Origin of the sequence: Xenorhabdus bovienii, from assembly GCF_024721015.1 — a bacterium.
GTDB classification, from domain to species: Bacteria; Pseudomonadota; Gammaproteobacteria; order Enterobacterales; family Enterobacteriaceae; genus Xenorhabdus; species Xenorhabdus bovienii.
This window is the reverse complement of record NZ_JANAIF010000428.1, coordinates 1-265: the sequence shown is the minus strand read 5'-3', so window position 1 is coordinate 265 and position 265 is coordinate 1. Positions and strand designations below refer to the sequence as shown.

The following is a 265-nucleotide window of genomic DNA, read 5'->3' as shown; positions in this document are numbered from 1 at the left end:
ACAGGAGTACCGTAGGGTTTAAGGGCTCTTACCGTTTCTTCAACGATTCTTCCCATCTCCCTTGGAAACTGAAGCAGATATCCTGCCGCCTTTGCCTTTAAGACCTTTTTTACAGAGCAGCCAAAGTTTATGTCTATTGCATTGGGTTTGTACTTCTTCACAACCTTTACTCCCGCCTCTGAAATCTCCTCAGGATTCCTGCCGTAAAGTTGAAGGTGGATAGGTCTTTCCTCTTCTGTAAAGTAGAGGAGCTCCCTCTCCTCCC

General features: G+C 46.4%; 1 protein-coding gene. It reads right to left on the bottom strand.

Annotated elements, in window-relative coordinates:
* Nucleotides 1-265: tRNA-dihydrouridine synthase (locus NXS07_RS22720; protein ID WP_258087669.1), on the bottom strand; the 265-nt coding region annotated here is incomplete at both ends.